The organism is Picosynechococcus sp. NKBG15041c, assembly GCF_055380235.1.
In genome coordinates, this window is sequence record NZ_AP040363.1 from 1,338,389 (window position 1) to 1,353,158 (window position 14,770).

Genomic DNA, 14,770 nt, shown 5'->3' on the forward strand with positions numbered 1-14,770 from the left:
CTCCAAAGGACAACAACTTAACGGGGGGGTAATTGGGAACCGATTCGAGAACCAAAGGCTCCCGGATTGTGGGTTTGGCAGTAGAGTTTTCCTTTACCTCGAAAGCGACAAACAATTCCTTCACCACCGAGTAAAGCGCCGATCCAAGAAGGATTGGCTTTACCAATGGTAAAACTCAGGCTCTTTTCAAAGGCGACGATATGGCCTGTATCCACGATGTACTCACCGTCAACATCTATTTCGTAGATCGCCCCAAAGGAGGTGACCAGAAGCGGGCCATAACCCGTCATGCTCAACCAAAAAATCGATTCTCCCGAGAAGAAAGATTTAAACCCTTGCCAACCAAGGTCAATGTCGACTTTTGGGCCACAGGCTAAATAGGAGGAAGCTTGCACGATCAGTTCTTCCCCCTGCATTTCGTAGAGGAGTAGATCCCCCATGAGATTGGGGGCTAGCCAAATTTCACTATTGGGTAATGGAGCACGAAAAACACTCAAAAATAAAGATTCACCAGCAAGCATCCGCTTGAGGCCACCCATAATGCCGCCTCCCTTACCTTTACGGAGGGTTGTACTGGCATTGATTGTGCTACTCATGGCCACCATAGCACCGGCTTGGGCAATAATTTCTTCGCCAGCATTGAGGGTGATGTGGGCGATCGCATTATCGGGCTGATGTAAGAGTTTAATTTCCATAGATATTCTCTAACGACATTTTGGACGTAAAAAGCCCACAAGACCGGACACGCTGCGGGACTGGAGATAGATCCGGCCACGCCCTTTCAGTTTGTTCACAAAACCTTCCCCGGAGGTGAGTGAACCAAAAATTCCCCCAGACATACGGATATTCATTGTGATGCCTGGGTCATAGGCGACAAGGTGGCTATTGTCGACGACAAATTCACCGCTAATTTGTTTTTCGATGATGCCGCCATAGCAGCCATAAAAAACACGGCCAGTTCCAGAAAATTGCAACTTAAACAGGCCTTCCCCAGCGAACCAACTAGCAAAACCGGCCCAATGGACGCCCATTTTGGCACCGGGGGTGTGGGCAATGTAAGCACCGGGTTGGAAACAGATCGGCCCTTGGGAAAGATCGATGCGGTGGATATCGCCGACAATTGATTGGGTTAAAATCACTGTCTGAGGTCGCTTACTGGTGTTGCGATAGACATTTACAAAGAGCGATTCACCGCCAAATAAGCGACGCAAAATGGCAGGAACCAGACCGCCGGAAAATTCGGCTTTCATTGTGATCCCAGCATCCATGCTCACCATGGCCCCGGCCTCGGCAGTCACCTGTTCGCCGGGTTCTAGGGTAATAAAAAGACAAGCAAAGGCGGGCTTGTAGCGGATTTCGTATTTCACCGTGACGCCACCATAGTAAAGGTTTGTAGAAGCTCATTAACTAAGCCAATGTTCTTTATTTTTAGCAAGGAACAGGCTAGGGGAGATAAATGTTACGGTTGTTTAATACTTAAAGCTCAGCGGCGATCGCCAACAACACGTTAAGCTATGTAAAGCAAATCTCATTTTTCTGTAGACCCTTATGTTTTCTTCAGAACCCGCCGACGAAAAGCAGATCCTCAAGTCTGTGCTGGCCCCACTGTTAGACGACTTTTTGTATTGGTTTGAGTTGTCTTTAGGAGCCCTCGAAAAACATCGTTTAGGTTTTATGTCAGAAGCAGAACAAACTGATTTGATGGCCCGCATTCGCCAGGCCCAGGGGGAAGTGACGGCGACAAAATCGCTTTTTCAAGCGATGGACGGCAATGCTGGGGTGGATGTGAAGGTGTTAATGCCTTGGCATCAACTGGTTTCGGAATGTTGGCAGGTGGCCCAAAAGCGTCGTCAATGGGAAGCGGAATCCTAGGTTTTTTATTACTGCACTTTAATTTTGATCACTGCCATGACCTTTGCACTGGCCCCTTGGCGATCGCCTTTAGCCCGGGCAATTCACCGCAATAAAAGCCAACCCCATCACCGTTTTTTTCAACTGGCGACGGTCACCCCAGAGGGGAAACCCCGTAATCGTACCGTGGTGTTTCGGGGGTTCCTAGACCAGAGTAATGATTTCAAGATCATCACCGACCAGCGCAGTGAAAAAATGCAGCATCTAACGGGCGATCGCCTGGGGGAAATCGCCTGGTATTTCACCAAAACCCGGGAACAGTTCCGCCTCAGTGGCAAGATAACCGCCATCACCGCAGCGGACCATGATTCACCTTTTTATGTTGAAAGAACCCAAACTTGGCAGAGCCTTTCGGATGCCGCCCGGGAGCAATTCTTTTGGCCAACTCCAGCTGCCCAACGCAGTGAAGATTTAGCTGATTTCCAGCCTAGTGGGGTAGATTGCCTAGAGCCGGGGCCAAATTTTGTCCTATTGCTGTTTCAAGTGACCGCGGTGGATCACCTAGAGCTCCGGGGCAATCCCCAAAACCGTTTTCTCTATCACCTCGATGGCGATCGCCTCTGGCAAAAAAAGACCGTCAATCCCTAGCCCACCAAGGCGCTCCCTAACCCTTGGAACATGACCCAAGATAGAAAAAAATTAGCCACAAAAATTGCCAACAGAGAGGTCACCACTGCCGTGGTCGTCGATTGGCCAACCCCCTTCGCACCGCCTGTGGTGGTGAGCCCCCAACTGCAGCCAATCACCGCAATTAACCCCCCAAACACAACGGACTTAATAATGGCGCTCGTAATATCCCAGTATTCCAAAAAGGTGCGGGCCGAATTGATGAAGACAGATTGGGGAATTTGATAAAGATGGGTGGCGATCGCGAGCCCCCCAGCCATACCCATCAACAGCGACAAAATCGTCAGCAATGGCAGCATCAGACAGCAGGCCAGAAAACGTGGTACGACTAAATAATCAATTGGGTCAGTGCGTAAAATATACAATGCATCAATTTGTTCTGTAACACGCATTGTGCCAATTTCGGCCGCAAAAGCCGAACCAACTCGCCCGGCCAGTACCACCGCCGTCAACACGGGAGCCAGTTCCCGCGATAACGAAAGGCCAAGTACGCCCCCCACAGCTGTGCCTGCACCAAAATAAATAAATTCTCGGGCCACTTGAATGGTGAAAACCATCCCCACAAAACCAGCTGTCACCAGGGCAATCAGTAGGGAATCTGGCCCCACAGCGGCCATCTGTTCGATGGTCATCCGTCGATTAAACCGCCCGCGCAGAATATGGACAATGACTTGCCCCCCTAAGAAAGTAGCGGCAGTGAGCCGCTCAAACCATTTGCCGAGGGCGCTTCTAGATTTGCGTTGGCTGGTCATAGGTATGGCACAAGGGAAAATAAAAAAATTAATGGCGATCGCCCTGGCCCGATCATATTACGCTTCGTCACTCGCTTCCACCCGGAACCGGTCTACCGAGGATGATAGATCACGGGCAATCACCACTAATTTCTGCAACGATCCTGCCACCCGCTGGGATTCACGGGAGGTTTCCTGGGCCGTTAATTCCACCGATTGCATCACCTGGGCCACCGCCCGCGAGTTTTCCCGTTGTTCCACCGTATCCGCCGTAATCGATCGCACCAGGGCGTCAATACGATTAGATACCTGGATAATGTCATCAAGGGACTGCTTAGCCTGTTCAGCCCGTTTGGTTCCGTCGATAACCTGTTGCGTCCCTTCCTCCATGGCTGTCATTACCAAACTCGTCTCACTTTGAATTTGCAAAACGATTTGCTCAATTTCTTTCAGAGCCTTCGCAGAACGGTCAGCCAACTGTCGCACCTCGTCAGCAACGATCGCAAACCCTTTTCCCGATTCTCCGGCCCGGGCCGCCTCGATAGATGCGTTTAAAGCAAGGAGATTTGTCCGGGAGGCGATCTGAGAAACCACCGCCACAATTTTTGAAATTTCTTGGGAAGATTCCGCGAGGCGTTTTACCTTCCGGGCAGTTTCAGCCACCGTTTCTCGGATCTGCAAAATCCCCGCCACCGTATGTTCTACCGATTCTCCCCCCTTCAGGGCGGTGCTCGAAGCGGTGCGGGCCACCTCCTCTGCCTCCCGGGCATTTTCAGCCACCCGCTGGATGGAGTCGGTCATCATCTGCACCGAGTTGAGGGTGACAGCCAATTCCTCTGCTTGACGCAGGGCATCACTCGATAGACCCCGGGCAAAGGATTCACTATCTGCGGCGTTTTTGTTCACCTGGCGGGCCGCCTGTTTCACCTGTTGAACGATTTCTCGGAGGTTTTGAATCGTCAGGTTAAAGGCGTCAGCCACAGCCCCTAATACGTCGGCAGTGACCTCTGCTTGTACGGTAAAGTCTCCCCGGGCGGCCCCTTCCACATCATCTAGGAGGCGAATCACCTGGCGCTGGAGGTCTTCTTTGGATTGTTCTGTTTCTTCGGCCCGTCGTTGGGCTTCACTGGTGGTATTGAGAATCACCCTGGCCATTTTGTTAAAGCCTGTGGCCAGCACTCCAAATTCATCTTCAGCAAAAACAGTTGCTTTAACGTTGAGATTCCCCTGGGAAACCGCATCAAATTGTTCTTGAAGATTGTCGGTACTGCGCTTAATTTGCTTACTGGTCAGTCGACCAAAGAAGAAGGTGGTACCAAAACTGGCAGCCCCAGCAAAAAGACTCGTCAGGAGACCCGTTTTCGCCACAGGCCAAAATGCTTGTTGGCGCTGTTCGCCAGAGGGGGTGGTCTGAAGGATACCAATGATAACAATCAAGGTGGCGATCGCCGAAGCTGCCGCTGCCCCCGTGGCTGTAAACAGTTGTTTTTTCTGGAGGGGGACATTTTCAAACCAAGCGAGGTAACTCTTCGAAGGGACAATAACGGCTTCATTGCCTTTTTCAGGAACCGTAAAGTTCACCCCAAGGGTACCGGGGGGATTATCTTCGCTGAGGGCCGCAAAGAGATTATCATCTTCGGCGATCGCCAGTTCTCCAGGAAAATCATCAAAATTAAAACTTGCCGTATTTGTACCTTCCAAGGAGGATTCAAAAAGGCTCGTATCGGGCATATCCTGGTCATCTTCTAGAATATCTGACCCAAAATCACCGAGACTTTCAATGTCTTGGTCGTTAAGGATGCCAAATTCCTCTAAAAAGCCCCCTTCCTCTTGTTTCGGGGGTTCTTGAACGGCCTCAAATAATTCAGCCCCTAAACTACCTAGGCTGATGTCATCATCAAAATCACCATTTTCCTGCGGAGGCATTGCCCCGAAGTCTGAATAAAGACCGGCGTCAATGGGTTCACCGGAATCTTCCTGCCAAGGAATAGAGCCTTGGACAGAACTGGGGTCATCGGTTCCCATCAGGAGGGTCGCCTGGGTGGGCATTCCCTGGGTGTAATCAGTGGGAGGGATTAAATCAAGGTCAAGTCCTAAAGGGCCATCGTCATAATTGCCAAGGGTATCTTCCTGTGTTGATGAGCCAGCAGTTGTGTCAAATTCCACCAGTTCATCTTCATTGAACTCGATAAATTCTTCTGTTTCTTCGGTAAAAAATGGGGCATCTAAGCGATGGCTTGTGGGAGCACCAAGGGAGTGCTCGTCATTGGCATGGGGAACGAGAAAAGTTTCATCATCATCTTCGCGGAGGGGGCCAGAGGGAGTGAAAACCAGCTCTTCAGTCCAATCGTCCAGGTGATCGAGGGCGGGCTGCTCGTCTTCTCCATCAAAGGCAAAGGCGGCTTCAAGGTCAGCTTCTCCGAAGGGATAGTCGACATCTTCTTGGGTTAAGGTCTGATTAGCGCCGTAACCGTTTTGAGCACCATTGGCGATCGCCCCATTGCTACTCACCTGTTGACCATAGACATTAATTTGCTCTAATCCTTGGTGGGCATAGTCGTGGTAATCCTGTTGGTCGGTCGCTTCTAAAACTTGGCGATAAAAAGTTGATGCGCGCCCCAAATCCTGCAGGCCCAGGGCGATGTGACCACTCAATAACAACAGTCGGGGATCGTCTGGATAATCCCGGAGTAACTGATTCGCGATCGCCTCTGCCTCAGGCAAATTATTTTGATAGTAGGCTTTCTGGGCCTCAGCATACTCTCTCATATAATCGGTGGCGCTGGGCGGCATCGGGTTTCCTCCTGAACTGGCGCATGTCTATGACTATCGTACGGAGCGCTACACGAACTTTTTGATAGCGACAAAACGTATCTTTAATGTAATCCACTTTATGCCAGATCACATGACTGTCGCAGTAAGTATTAACACCCTTTCGCTTTTTAGCTAAGCGCCCCAACGAGCTGAACGAAGAATTGCAACATAATCAAGCAAGTACCAGGGGGTTTCGTCGTCTGCTTCATCGCGCCAAGCTCCCCGAATAAAAGGCGCCATTGTATCTGAAAGGTCATTGAGGTGAATTTGTAAGGCCTCAGGCGATCGCCATTCCATACCTTGCATCTCCTGCACTGCCAGACCCAACAACATATCTTGGTCCTCGATGGCAATCACTGGGATTTCAGCCCGATCCGTTCGAAGAGGGGCAGTATCCCCCAAAAATTGTCCCAAATCCGCCACCCAAATCACCTGGCCCCGGAGGTTAATCGTACCCAGGAGCAAGGGTGAAACATTAGGAATCGCTGTAACTCGATCTGGCGACTGCTGCATCACCTCACGGATGCCCACCGCTGGTAGCACAAAGCCCATCCCCGAAGGCAAGCAGAACTTCAAATGGAGCTCCCCTTCCGGACTGGTCAGTTCCTTGAGATTGGCCTCTAAAGAATTTAAATTTTGCTCAGGATTACTGTTATCAGTCATGGGTGCTCACCTAACAAAACAGATCAAAGCCCCAGGGAGAAGCGCCCCGAGTAACTTTTAATTGCCACCACTACGGAGTAATTGCTTAATAGTGCCAATGAGTTCTGCTGGCTGGAAAGGCTTAGCAATATAAGCATCAGCTCCCTGCTTCATCCCCCAATACCGATCAAACTCTTCCCCCTTAGAAGAACACATCACGATGGGAATAGTTTTGATTTTTGGATCAGACTTGAGGCGACGACAGAGTTCATAACCGTTCATCCGGGGCATGACAATATCCAGGACAATCAGATTCGGTAAAGCACCGACATCGGTTTTGGCCATCTGGGTTAAGGTTTCTAGGGCTTCAACACCATCACCGGCAACATCCACTGCCAGGCCGTTACCTTTGAGCAGCTCTGAAATCATTTCTCTTTGGGAGATACTGTCCTCAACAACCAAAATTTTACTCATTACAGAAATCCTAGAAATAAAATCACCGGTGTAGTAATCACAGTAGCATTAACACCGTCAAAAGTAAGTGCCGAGATAAGTAGACCTAGGGCAATCTACAGCATATCCCCCCATGGTGACTATTGGTTAGGCTTACCGTCAAAATACAAACCGAGATTAAGTCGTCTATTCAACGGTCAAGTATTTTTCAAGTAAGGTGACTAGTTCCTGTTGGCCAAACGGTTTAGTGAGATAGTCAGTGGCCCCGGCCAGATTTGCGCGGATCCGGTCTAGGAAACCCTCTTTGCCAGTGAGCATGATAATTGGCATCGTTTGAAAACGCTTGCCATGGCGCAGCATCATACAAATTTCGTTGCCATCTAGGTTCGGCATTGCAATATCACAGAGGATCAAATCCGGTTGGAGGTCAAAGATCGCTTCGATCGCCTTGAGGGGATCATGCACAAGGTGGACAGCATAGCCCATGGGAGTCAGCATATGTTCAACGGTTTTACCGATGGTGATGTCATCATCAATGCAGAGAATCTGAAGAGGGCGGTCATCTTGAGCCGGGCGTTGTCGCAGGCTGCTCGGGGAAGGAAAAGGATCGAGCACCTGCATCCAGCCCTGTTGAATATAGGGTAAGAGTGCTTTGGCAAGGGCCACCAGATCCCGATTGAGATAGCGCGCTAACTGCCGGATACTCGTGTTGCCAGTCGTCCATTGGGCCAGCTTTTGATAGGCCATTGTGGGTAGAGCTGCCGCCAAATTTTCAGGGTGAGTTAGTAAGATACGCTGCTGGGGCAGTTGAATATGGGGATGGAACTGTTTCCATTTCTGGACTTTTTTAATGGTCTCAAAGAGAAAAGGGGTAACGGTATAGGTGGTGAGCTGGGGGGAAAGCGGCGTACTCAGTTGAAAAGTGAAATAGCCTTGGTGCAGGCTGAGAAGGTCAAAGAGGGTTTCTTGAACCATGGCCTGGAGGATCTGCCGGGCCTGTTCAACGGTCAGAATTTGTTCTTCTAGGAGCAGCCACAGGGCTGCATATTCGGGAATGGTATTGTGGGCGATCGCCGCCGATTGGAAAAGATTACCAAGGTCATCGCCGAGGTGATAGTGGACGAGATAATCTTCTAAGCGACGTAAATTGGGCAAATGGTCATCGGTGGCATAAAGGATTTGACCATTCAAGAAAAAAACTAACCAGGCGGAAAGGGGGGCTGTGTTTTGCTGGGGCGATCGCCAGGTCGAGTCATCGGTGACAACCGGTTTACGCGCTTCGACAAGCAATTGGCCCGTGCGTTGCCCTAGCTCAATGAGCTGCAAAATACTACGAAGATCAATTTCATTGAGAGTCCCTTGCATGGCTTTTTTCGAAAAATAAGGAGATCAGAGCTGGGCGCTAAAATAGGGGCAGGTCATCACTATCAACCCCTAGGTGACTATCGACTGGTCAATAATGAAGTCAAGCAATAACCAATCAAGCACCATGGAAATTAATAAACCATTGTTTTTTAGGGTACGGTAACTTATTCCTATCCATGTCAGAAAATCACGAAAAATTACACTCCTAGCCAGGGAGATCGAGCCAGTACAATGATCTTCTACAATCATTGAAAGTGAGTTAAGGTTAGCTGTAAATTCTTTTTTGACCATTGGCGACGCTCCCATGTTGCGATGACAGTCCTCCAGTCAGGTTTAGACTTAGGCGATCGCCCATGACCCAAACCAAGAAGTTTACACTCTGGATTCACTGACGATTCACCGCTACTTCGCTCAGGCACTCACAATTTCGGGGGAGACCAATTCACGTGCTATACCTTGCAGAGGTCAGAAAAACCAAAGGGTTTATGGGGGGCAAAACAGAAATAAAATTGCTTGCCTGTGAACGCAATGACAAAAGCTGGAGCGCAGTCCCCGGAGAAGAACTCGTCGCTGCCGACGAACTCAATAGCTTTAACGATGGGGCCCTTGTCATCGTCAACCTCGGCAACAATCGACTGATTCAGGGAGCGCCAGAAGCCGCGACAAATCGCCTCTTGACAGTTCTTCAGAACTTTTCTCGCCTCATCGATAAATCTAAATCTCAGGAAGAAGAAATCGAGCAATGGCGACAATCACTGACCTACCAAGCCGACGAACTCAACCGTCGTCAAGACGAAATTAACGCCCGTCTTGAGCAGATCGAAGAAACCGAAGCTGAACTGCAAAAGCTCCAGGAAGAAAAGCTCGCTCTCGAACAAGTAAGGGCCGAAGCCGATGAAATTAAAGCCGAATTTGCCCGGAAGCAAGCGGAGCTTGAAGGGGCTTGGCAACACCTCCGGGGAGAACAGGAGCGTTTTGCTAACCACCAAGGAGAAGTCAGCGGTGTAGGAATAGATCCGGCGATCGCCACAAAAATTCACCAGATTCTCAGGCAATACCAAGCTGACCATGGCCCTACCAATGAACTCAGAATTCAGCTCGATGATTTATTACAGACCCTAACCCAGCAGTCCAGCATTTTTAAGCATTTTGAACAATACCAACACCAACTCCAAGAGCTAGAACACCACCTCGAAACCCTCAATACCCAAGTTCAAACGGAAGCTAAAAATCTTGAAGAGCGACGCCAAGCCTTAGATAGTGCCAGAACTCAACTACAAATCGAACGGCAGCTCATCCAAATTAAACAACAACACCTCAACCATGTTGACATCTCACGGCAACGCCAAGAAGATCTCCAAGACCTACTGACAAGCTTAGCAACAGGCTCCGGCGCCCTTAATCATTATGGTGTCGATTTAGCGGCGATAGAAACAATGCCCCTCGGCGAGCTAGAAAATACCGTCGAAAAATTACGGGCTGAACTAGAAAAATTAATCCGCTTTGTCAATGACCAGGAAGAAGAACTTACCCTCCAGCATGAAGCAGTGAGTGAACTGAGAGACTCCTTAGCTGCAGTTGACTCAAACAATGTGATGCAAGTTCAAGAGCTCGAAGATGAACTCAAAGATGAACAGGAAAAGTTGGGAATGCTTAACCAAACCCTTGTGGGTCAGCGTCGTACACTCCGAGAACGGCAGGGAGTACTTCAACAACATTTACAAATTCTCAAGCGTCGCCAGGGCATTATCGAGATGGAAGGGACACCGACCCTCGATTTTAGCCCCGTGATTAGTTACCTGGAAGACTACCGGGAAGAGGACGAAGTACTCAAACAAAAATTGGAGGGGGAATTAGAGGCAATGCGTCAAACCATTCAACGTTTGGAAGGGATTATTTTCCCCCAGGAGCAAGAATTGTTCCAACAACAGGATAATCTCGACCGTAAGCGGGCCGAATATCAGGCAAAACAACAAGAACAAGCGCAGTTACAAGGAAAGGTTCAATTTTATCAGGAACAGCTACTTCCCCTAAAACAGGCTTTTGAAGGAATGATCACATCGATCCAGACTCTCGAAAATTTAGTACACCGTTTTCTTGAAGTTAATGATCAACAACAGCAGTTGGCCGGAGAATTAGAGAATCTCGTTGGCTGTGAAGCAGCTTCTTCATAATCAATGGAACTAGGGCAATGTGGGCTTGTTGAGGGAATCAAGTAAGAATGTCGCGGTAGCTAAACCAGAGGCGATCGCCCCTTCGATACCATGACCGAAACACCAGTCGCCACAGGCCAAGAGGGGCACTGACGTAGAAAAGCGGTAATAGGCCTGACCACTGCTGTTTTTGGGGATGGCATAACGCCAGCGGTGAATCTGCCACCAGAGAGGTTGGGGCAGGTGAAAAAGGGTTTGAAGATTTTCGAGCAACTGACTGGCAACTGGAGCGAGGTCGGCCCTATCGAGGTATGCACTGGCAAAAGATCCGGTGGTTTGGCAAACCAGGGTCATATTTGAGGGCGATCGCTTTTCACCTTCACGACTAATAGTGCGCCAGAGGGGATGTTTGGTCAGATGGAGCCCTTGCCAGGGAAAATCAAGGTTTAGGCCACCATAACCAACCATCAACGAGAGGGCTGGATCATAAAAAACTTCTGGGGGGCGATCGCGCACGGTAATAAAAGAATAAGTGAGTGTGATCACCTGGGGCAGGGGTAACGCTAAAACCACCTGTTTAGCGGTGACCGTTTCTCCCTGGGCAAAAATCAGTACCCAGTGATCAGCCATCGGTTGGAGGGTGGTCAGCTGTTGTCCCCGATGGATCACTAGATCTTGGGCTAGGTATTTGGCGATCGCCGTCATTCCGCCAGGGGCCATCCAGCGATGTTCTCCTACAAGGGTTTGCCAATCCTTGGGATCTACAGAAGCTGTGGTGGCCACAGACCAGGGTTGCAAAAAACCCAATGCCGTTAACTTTTCCGTTAAGGCTGCAGTGTGCTCACCGCCAATTTCCCAATAGGACAAACCATGATCTAAGGATTGATCAGCGACTCGCCTTGTGGCCAAACGGCCACCAATCCCCCGGGATTTATCAAAGAGGGCAACCTTTAAACCCTTTGCTTGGAGCTGCTGGCCGCAATGGATACCGGCCAGACCAGCACCGATAATCGCCACATCTAACATCTATATTTTCCCTATTTACCTGCGCTTTATTTTAAGAAGGGTCACTCCCGGAAGGCTAGATATAGAATAGACGGGAGCGGATCTACGGAGAATTGTTTGTTGTGGATGAATTGCGCACTGCCCTAGAATTAGCCACCGATGAGGAGCTACATCACCTTACCCAGCTTCTGTTTAGTCGTAAATTTAATCCCCTCGATTATTGGTATACTCCTCAACCCAGCGCCATTCGTAGCCAAAATCGCGATCGCCAAATCAAAAGTATTGAAGCACGGTTCCGGTTTCTGGCCGCCGATGGGGTAACTGTCCTCCGCCGTCGCACCGGGGGCTTGACCTATCGTCAAGTGTTGTTTCAGGTGGGAGAATTTCTCAAAATCCCCTGTGCTACACATTTAGAAACGACAGAAATTGAAGCAGAAATTTTTTTAAGCTTGACCAATCGTGCTTGGGAAAAGTTACCCCGTGCTGAACAACGGGTACTCCTTGAAAAAGTGCGGCGATCGCTCGCAGAAACTATGCTCCCAGAAGCACTACCTCCTCAACTCCAGCATGATCCCCTAAAGATTTTAGTAAAAGGAGGTAGTACCTTGGTGATCAGCGGTGTTTTAAAAGCTCTGTTGATGCGACAAATTGCCCAACAGTTTGCCCGTTATTTTATAACCCGTCAGGCGACCCAGGCGGGAACTACAGGGCTCAGTTCCCTTGTTTTAGCGCAAATGGGCAGGCGTGGTTTGACCCAAACAGCAGTGCGCTACGGTTTAACCCGAAATTTGGTTGGGGTCGTGGTTCCGGCTTTGTGGGGTTGGTTCTTAGCTGATCTTGGCTGGCGGGCGATCGCCACCAACTATGGCCGAATTATTCCAATGATTGTGACTTTGGCCCAAATCCGTCTGACGAGGGAACCCCTACCGGCCCTTTAGGGACAATAAAATTTTCGCTTGTTTTTTTACCACTTGAGCACCGCTGTCTCTGGACCCTGCTCTTGGCGAATTTTTGCATCTTTTTCAAACCACTGGATAATCTGTTGATGACTGAGTTGTTCTATGGAGCAGTCTAAATCTTGGGCGATGATTCCCAGTAAGCGTTGGGAAGAGATGGTCAGGCGGGTCAGAAATTTTTCGGGACTGGTGAGTTGAGCCGCATCAACGTCTAGGGATTCGTCAGGGGTTAAAAATTGAGGCTGATTGGTCATGGTGTCGCCGATGGAAGTTTATCTATCTGAAATAACAGTTTTTTTATTTTATCGCCTAGATGTTCACAGACTTTGGTGCTAATAAGTTGCATTAACTTTGCCCTTCGTCTCACAATGGGATCCTGTTCTGTTCCATTGTGCAAAATCTTTTGAAACGTCTACAGCTAAATTTCTGGACTTCCATGACCTTGGCGATCGCCGCCTTGATTGCCCTCCCCATTTTGTCTGTGTTAGGTAGTGTATTTACGGCATCTGGGGATGTGTGGCGTCATTTGGTAGAGACAGTTTTAGGCCGTTATATTCTAAATTCCCTCTGGTTAATGCTTGGGGTTGGCAGCGGCGTGATGGTTTTAGGGGTGGCAACAGCTTGGTTGGTCACCATGTGTCGTTTTCGGGGCAAGGGTCTCTGGGAAGTGCTTTTGTTATTACCTTTGGCGGCTCCAGCTTATCTCTTGGCCTACATCTACACTGATATTTTGGATTATTTTGGCTGGGTGCAGCAGTTATTAAGGGGTTTCTTCGGTTGGCAGTCGGCCCAGGACTATTGGTTTCCGAATGTTCGCTCCCTCTGGGGAGCAATGGTCATGTTGGTCCTTGTGCTGTATCCCTATGTGTATCTTTTAGCTCGGGTCGCTTTTCTAGAGCAATCGGTCACAACCCTAGAGGCAAGTCGGGTTTTGGGCTGTGGCCCCTGGAAAAGTTTTTGGGCGATCGCCTTGCCCTTAGCACGACCAGCAATCACAGCGGGCGTTGCTTTAGCCCTGATGGAAACCCTCAATGATTTTGGGACAGTGCAATATTTCGGCGTCGAAACTTTCACAACAGGTATTTATCGCACTTGGTTTGGTTTGGGTGCCCCCCAGGCCGCTGCCCAGTTGGCGGCGGTGTTGATGTTGTTTATTGGTGGGCTATTGGTGCTAGAGAAATGGTCTCGCCACCAAGCCCAGTATTATCAAACCAGCAATAACTACAATAAGCCCCAGGCCTATGAACTGGCGGGCTGGCGCGCTTTTCTTGCAACGGTTGTTTGTGCTGTGCCTGTTCTTCTGGGTTTTGTTGTGCCTGTGGGAACCCTCTTAGAAATGGCCTTCAATCGTCCCCAGGCTCAATTTCGATCACAATTTTGGGAGTTTGCTCAACATAGTTTTGTTTTGGCTAGTCTGACGGCGGTTTTGGCGGTGGCGATCGCCTTGGTTTTGGCCTATGGGCAGCGGCTCAATGGTAATCTTTGGCTGCTGCAATTGGGGATCCGGATTTCTTCTTTGGGTTATGCCATTCCAGGCTCAGTGATTGCCGTGGGGATCTTGATTCCCATTGGTCAGTTTGATAATGCGATCGCCAACTTTTTTCGTGAACAATTCAATATCTCCACAGGACTCCTGTTGAGTGGAACGATCACTGCCTTGGTTTTTGCCTATCTTGTGCGTTTCTTGGCCGTGTCTTTCGGTACAGTCGAAACTAGCCTGGGCAAAATTAAACCCACCCTCGATGATGCTTCCCGGAGTTTGGGATACACTCCCCTAAGAACCCTGATTCAGGTACATACACCCCTGATGTGGAGTGGGTTATTGACCGCGGCGATGCTCGTGTTTGTAGACGTAATGAAAGAGCTTCCCGCAACCTTGGTAATCCGCCCCTTCAACTTTGATACCCTAGCGATCAAGGTTTATCAATATGCTTCCGATGAACGCCTTGTGGAAGCTTCTGTGCCCGCTCTAATCATTTTGGCGGTGGGGCTAATCCCAGTGATTTTTTTGAGTTGGCGCATTGCCCATGCCCGAGATGAACAAACGTAATAAATCACGAGTGTTCACTAAACTTGCGTCACAATGTAGAGGTGTTGGTCTACGGATGTTTGG

At 49.4% G+C, this 14,770-nt stretch carries 14 protein-coding genes; 5 read left to right on the forward strand and 9 right to left on the reverse strand.

Annotated elements, in window-relative coordinates; all coding sequences use genetic code 11:
- Positions 1-17: 17 nt before the first annotated feature.
- Entirely contained in the window at positions 18-695 is a 678-nt protein-coding gene (locus ACZ45B_RS06535) for a TIGR00266 family protein (protein ID WP_024546240.1), read from the reverse strand.
- Between the two features lie 9 nt (positions 696-704).
- Complete coding sequence (locus ACZ45B_RS06540; RefSeq protein ID WP_024546239.1) at positions 705-1,367, reverse strand: TIGR00266 family protein; 663 nt, start codon at positions 1,365-1,367, stop codon at positions 705-707.
- A 181-nt stretch (positions 1,368-1,548) separates the two neighbouring features.
- On the opposite strand from ACZ45B_RS06540, the gene ACZ45B_RS06545 reads away from it, so the two are divergent.
- Positions 1,549-1,872, forward strand: a complete 324-nt coding sequence (locus tag ACZ45B_RS06545) for a DUF2605 domain-containing protein (protein WP_024546238.1) — start codon at positions 1,549-1,551, stop codon at positions 1,870-1,872.
- Between the two features lie 36 nt (positions 1,873-1,908).
- Positions 1,909-2,499, forward strand: a complete 591-nt coding sequence (locus ACZ45B_RS06550) for an Npun_F5749 family FMN-dependent PPOX-type flavoprotein (protein WP_024546237.1) — start codon at positions 1,909-1,911, stop codon at positions 2,497-2,499.
- Here ACZ45B_RS06550 and ACZ45B_RS06555 read toward each other — a convergent pair.
- The 5 genes from ACZ45B_RS06555 to ACZ45B_RS06575 all read right to left on the reverse strand — a co-directional run bounded on the left by ACZ45B_RS06555 (position 2,496) and on the right by ACZ45B_RS06575 (position 8,543).
- The gene (locus tag ACZ45B_RS06555) at positions 2,496-3,290 is read right to left on the reverse strand and encodes an MlaE family lipid ABC transporter permease subunit (protein WP_024546236.1); all 795 of its coding nucleotides are present in this window, start codon (positions 3,288-3,290) and stop codon (positions 2,496-2,498) included. The genes ACZ45B_RS06550 and ACZ45B_RS06555 overlap by 4 nt on opposite strands.
- Positions 3,291-3,347: 57 nt before the next feature.
- Positions 3,348-6,062 (reverse strand): methyl-accepting chemotaxis protein, encoded by a 2,715-nt coding sequence (locus ACZ45B_RS06560; RefSeq protein ID WP_024546235.1) that lies wholly within the window; start codon positions 6,060-6,062, stop codon positions 3,348-3,350.
- A 153-nt stretch (positions 6,063-6,215) separates the two neighbouring features.
- Entirely contained in the window at positions 6,216-6,746 is a 531-nt protein-coding gene (locus ACZ45B_RS06565; RefSeq protein ID WP_024546234.1) for a chemotaxis protein CheW, read from the reverse strand.
- A gap of 57 nt (positions 6,747-6,803) precedes the next feature.
- Entirely contained in the window at positions 6,804-7,199 is a 396-nt protein-coding gene (locus ACZ45B_RS06570) for a response regulator transcription factor (RefSeq protein WP_024546233.1), read from the reverse strand.
- A 165-nt stretch (positions 7,200-7,364) separates the two neighbouring features.
- Positions 7,365-8,543 (reverse strand): response regulator, encoded by a 1,179-nt coding sequence (locus tag ACZ45B_RS06575; protein WP_096417699.1) that lies wholly within the window; start codon positions 8,541-8,543, stop codon positions 7,365-7,367.
- Between the two features lie 446 nt (positions 8,544-8,989).
- Between ACZ45B_RS06575 and hmpF the strand changes: the two genes are divergently transcribed.
- Positions 8,990-10,717 carry a pilus motility taxis protein HmpF gene (gene hmpF, locus ACZ45B_RS06580; RefSeq protein WP_024546232.1) on the forward strand — a complete coding sequence of 576 codons (1,728 nt, stop codon included), beginning with the start codon at positions 8,990-8,992 and terminating at the stop codon, positions 10,715-10,717.
- Positions 10,718-10,726: 9 nt separating this feature from the next.
- Here hmpF and ACZ45B_RS06585 read toward each other — a convergent pair whose 3' ends face one another.
- Positions 10,727-11,722 carry an NAD(P)/FAD-dependent oxidoreductase gene (locus ACZ45B_RS06585; RefSeq protein ID WP_024546231.1) on the reverse strand — a complete coding sequence of 332 codons (996 nt, stop codon included), beginning with the start codon at positions 11,720-11,722 and terminating at the stop codon, positions 10,727-10,729.
- 101 nt (positions 11,723-11,823) lie between these two features.
- On the opposite strand from ACZ45B_RS06585, the gene ACZ45B_RS06590 reads away from it, so the two are divergent.
- The gene (locus ACZ45B_RS06590; protein ID WP_024546230.1) at positions 11,824-12,639 is read left to right on the forward strand and encodes a YaaW family protein; all 816 of its coding nucleotides are present in this window, start codon (positions 11,824-11,826) and stop codon (positions 12,637-12,639) included.
- A 26-nt stretch (positions 12,640-12,665) separates the two neighbouring features.
- Here the strand turns inward: ACZ45B_RS06590 and ACZ45B_RS06595 are convergent, their stop codons facing one another.
- Positions 12,666-12,911 carry a hypothetical protein gene (locus ACZ45B_RS06595; RefSeq protein WP_024546229.1) on the reverse strand — a complete coding sequence of 82 codons (246 nt, stop codon included), beginning with the start codon at positions 12,909-12,911 and terminating at the stop codon, positions 12,666-12,668.
- A 182-nt stretch (positions 12,912-13,093) separates the two neighbouring features.
- Between ACZ45B_RS06595 and ACZ45B_RS06600 the strand changes: the two genes are divergently transcribed.
- Positions 13,094-14,707: an ABC transporter permease gene (locus tag ACZ45B_RS06600; RefSeq protein WP_081699665.1), complete on the forward strand. Its 1,614-nt coding sequence runs from the start codon at positions 13,094-13,096 to the stop codon at positions 14,705-14,707.
- The last annotated feature ends 63 nt before the right edge of the window (positions 14,708-14,770 follow it).